This is a genomic window from Schleiferilactobacillus shenzhenensis LY-73 (assembly GCF_000469325.1).
In the GTDB taxonomy this organism is placed as follows: Bacteria; Bacillota; Bacilli; order Lactobacillales; family Lactobacillaceae; genus Schleiferilactobacillus; species Schleiferilactobacillus shenzhenensis.
Map to the genome: position 1 here is coordinate 54,529 of NZ_KI271585.1, position 3,563 is coordinate 58,091.

5 protein-coding genes are annotated in these 3,563 nt (G+C 57.6%); all 5 read left to right on the forward strand.

Going from position 1 to position 3,563, the window contains the following annotated elements; all coding sequences use genetic code 11:
• Positions 1-149: 149 nt before the first annotated feature.
• A complete protein-coding gene (gene budA / locus L248_RS04990) occupies positions 150-863 on the forward strand; it encodes an acetolactate decarboxylase (protein WP_022529010.1) in 714 nt (237 codons plus the stop codon).
• 42 nt (positions 864-905) lie between these two features.
• Positions 906-1,079: a hypothetical protein gene (locus tag L248_RS16040; protein ID WP_196811992.1), complete on the forward strand. Its 174-nt coding sequence runs from the start codon at positions 906-908 to the stop codon at positions 1,077-1,079.
• A gap of 79 nt (positions 1,080-1,158) precedes the next feature.
• Positions 1,159-1,827, forward strand: coding sequence for a DUF969 domain-containing protein (locus tag L248_RS04995; protein ID WP_022529012.1), 669 nt, complete (start codon positions 1,159-1,161; stop codon positions 1,825-1,827).
• A 3-nt stretch (positions 1,828-1,830) separates the two neighbouring features.
• A complete protein-coding gene (locus tag L248_RS05000) occupies positions 1,831-2,763 on the forward strand; it encodes a DUF979 domain-containing protein (RefSeq protein ID WP_022529013.1) in 933 nt (310 codons plus the stop codon).
• Between the two features lie 26 nt (positions 2,764-2,789).
• Complete coding sequence (gene pcp / locus L248_RS05005) at positions 2,790-3,437, forward strand: pyroglutamyl-peptidase I (RefSeq protein ID WP_022529014.1); 648 nt, start codon at positions 2,790-2,792, stop codon at positions 3,435-3,437.
• Positions 3,438-3,563 lie beyond the last annotated feature (126 nt).

Below are 3,563 nucleotides of genomic sequence, written 5' to 3' on the forward strand. Positions count from 1 at the left end.
CCCGGGCAAGTTTTGTCACGCGCCCACGCGTTCCAGCCCCAATCTGCGGAGCCCGTAGTCACCCGGGCCAACATGCAGACAGCCGCCTTTCACACCTATGTCAAGCGCCCCCAGACTGCTCCCGTTAACCAAGAAAGGAATTGAAAACTATGGCTAAAGAAGATGTGTTGTACCAACACGGCACCTTAGCGTTGCTGGTGCCGGGGCTGTATGACGGCACGATGAGTATCAGTGAATTGCTGACCCATGGCGATACCGGGATCGGTACTGCGGATGGGTTGGATGGCGAGATGGTGATTCTGGAAGGCAAGGCCTACCAGATTTCTGGCAAAGGCAAGGTCCGGGAAATGAGCCCGGACGAGCTGACGCCGTTTGCCAACGTCCATTTCGACGATGCCACCAACGACTACGACCGCAAGGACATGACCAGCGACGCGTTGGAGCAGGAGATTTTTAAGGCCCATCCGTTTGCCAACCAGTTCTTTGCCTACCGCATCGTGGGCACGTTCAGTCACGTGGAGACGCGGGCGATCGACAAGCAGAAGCCGCCATATCCCCCGTTGGCTGAAGCAGCCAAGAGCCAGCATATCTTTAAGGCGGACAACGTAGCCGGGACATTGATTGGTTATTATTCCCCAGACCTGTACCAGGGAACGACCAGTGCCGGTTTCCACGTCCACTTTCTCTCCGATGACCATAAATTCGGCGGTCACGTCTTGGTCTATGCGCTTAAAGAAGGCAAAGTCTCCCTGCAGACGTTCTCCGACTTCAACCTCCATCTGCCGGTACACGACTCCCGCTTCGTCCGGGCCGACTTGAACGATCCGGAATTGGATAAGCAGATCAAGGACGCGGAGCACTAAAGGCTCTCAGGAACTGTGGATTTCTGAAAGGGGGCAGGTTGAATGGGTATGTCATCACCAATTATGGCGTGGCTGATGTTGGCCTTGAACGTGGTGCTGCTGATTCTCATCGGGACGATGCACAACATGGCGGCCATGTGGCTCATGGGCATTATTATGACGTTAGATTCCGTGGCTAGCTTGGTCGCACTCTATCGTCATCCGCAAAATCACTGACGTCCCATAGCAATTTGCCATAACCCCCAAGCGGCCCTTACAATGGGGCTAATGTCATTTTCATATTGGAGGTTGCGTCATGGAATATCTCAAACTGCTGGGCATCGTCATCATTGTCCTCGGGTTTGCGTTCAAGTGGGATACAGTGGCCGTGGTCGTCATCGCCGCGCTGGTCACGGGCCTGTTCTCCGGAATGGACATCCTTACCCTGCTCACCACCCTCGGCCAAAGCTTCGTCCAGAACCGGGTCGTATCGCTTTTCTTCCTGACCTTGCCGATGATCGGCTTGGTAGAAAGCCACGGGCTGAAGGAAGTCGCCGTCAACGGGATTCAGAAACTGAAGACGTTGACCGCCAGCCGCATCTTGAACCTGTATCTGATCGTCCGGGAACTGGGCGGGGTCTTCGGCATCTCGCTCTCCGGCCAGGTCCAATTCGTGCGGCCGCTGATCACACCGATGGTGACCGCCGCGGCCGAAGTTAAACGGCCCTTAACCGCCAAGGACTTGGATGAGATCAAGGGCCGGTCCGCTGCCGTGGATAACTTCGGCAACTTCTTCGCCCAAAACCTGTTCGTGGCGTCCGGCGGTGTCCTGCTGATCGTGAGTACCATGGATTCCTTGAAGCATCCGGTCACCGGGACTCAGATCGTTTTGTACACCGTGCCCATTGCCGTGGTCACGCTGATCACGGTGGCACTGTACAACGTTTGGTTCGACCGCCGCTTCAAAGCACCGAAGAAGGGCTAGCCGATGGCGCAACTTGGTAATATTCTGCTCACCGTCATGTACTGTTTGATCGGTTTTCTCCTCGCCATCGCCGGCATCGAATCGATCAAGGCCAAGGATAACCCGGCGCATATCGGCACTGGCATCTTCTGGCTGCTCTTGGCCGTTGTCTTTGCCTTCGGGACCCTCATTCCTTACGCTGTCACAGGCGGTATCATTGTGATCATCGGTATTTTAGCCCTGTTCAAGCAGATTCAAGTGGGTAAAATTGCTCCGGTGGACCCGAAGTTTGCGGCCACCGCGGCGAAACGCATCGGCGGTTGGGTCTTCTTCCCCAGCGTCGTCTTGGCGATTGTCTCCATCGGCATCGCCCAAGTGAAGAGCCTGGGGCCGCAAGCCGGCCAAGTGGGGATTGGGATTGGTGCCGCGGTCTCGCTGATCGTGGCCATCCTGCTCACCCGCGCGCCAGTGAAGATGCTTTACAACGATAGTCAGCGGCTGGTCCGGTCCGTCGGTTCCGCCGGTGTTCTGCCCCAGCTTCTAGCCACCTTGGGTGCCGTCTTCACCGCGGCCGGGGTCGGCACATTGACAGCCAAGCTGATTGCTAACGTCTTTCCGGCGGGCAACCAGTTCCTCGGCGTGGTCCTTTATTGTGTGGCCATGGCCTTGTTCACCGCAATCATGGGCAACGCTTTTGCGGCCTTTGCGGTGATCACTGCCGCCATCGGTATTCCCTTTGTTGTTGCCCAAGGCGCCAACCCCGCTGTCGTAGCGGCCATGGGCATGACCTCCGGCTACTGCGGCACGCTGTTGACCCCTATGGCGGCCAACTTCAATTCACTGCCAGTGGCATTACTGGAAATGCATGATAAAATGGGGGTCATCAAACAGCAGGCGCCCATCGCGGTGTTCCTGCTGCTGATTCAGATCGTCATGATGTACGTGTTAGCCTTCTAGGATTCAGAAAGGAAGCCGATTAATTTATGAAAATTCTTGTGACTGGATTCGATCCCTTCGGCGACGATAAGATCAACCCCGCCATCGAGGCCGTCAAGCGTCTGCCTGACGAAATCGCCGGCGCCGAGATCATTAAGTTAGAAATTCCCACGAAGTTCAACGTTTCTGCCCAGGTCGTCCACGACGCCATTGCTGCGAAGCACCCGGACTACGTGCTGAGCATCGGCCAAGCGGGTGGCCGCTTCGCCCTCACTCCGGAACGGGTCGCCATCAACCTGGACGACGGCCGGATTCCGGACAATGCCGGCTACCAGCCGCTGAACCACACGATCCACGCCGACGGTCAGACCGCGTACTTCGCGCAGCTGCCAATCAAGGCCATGGCCAAGGCCATCCGCGAGGCCGGCATCCCCAGCGTCGTGTCCAACACGGCGGGTACCTATGTCTGCAACCACATTATGTACCAGGTGCAGTACATGCGGGACAAGGAGTTCCCGGAGATCAAGGCGGGCTTCATGCACATTCCCTTCCTGCCGGACCAAGTCGTGAACCGGCCGGACACGCCGAGCCTGTCTCTGGCGGATGACGTCAAGGGCATCACCGCCGCCATCGGCGCCATCGTGGCCCGGGACGGCAAGGGCGACATCGAGACCATCGAAGGGGCTATTGCCTAGGGCGCTTGGGACCATTAAGTGAGAAAAGCGGCAGCACTGCGGTGCGGCCGCTTTTTTTGTATTCGCGTGGGCCCGGCGATTTGGGCCCTCCGGCTGGCTGGGGCTGGAACGCCATGGGCACGACTT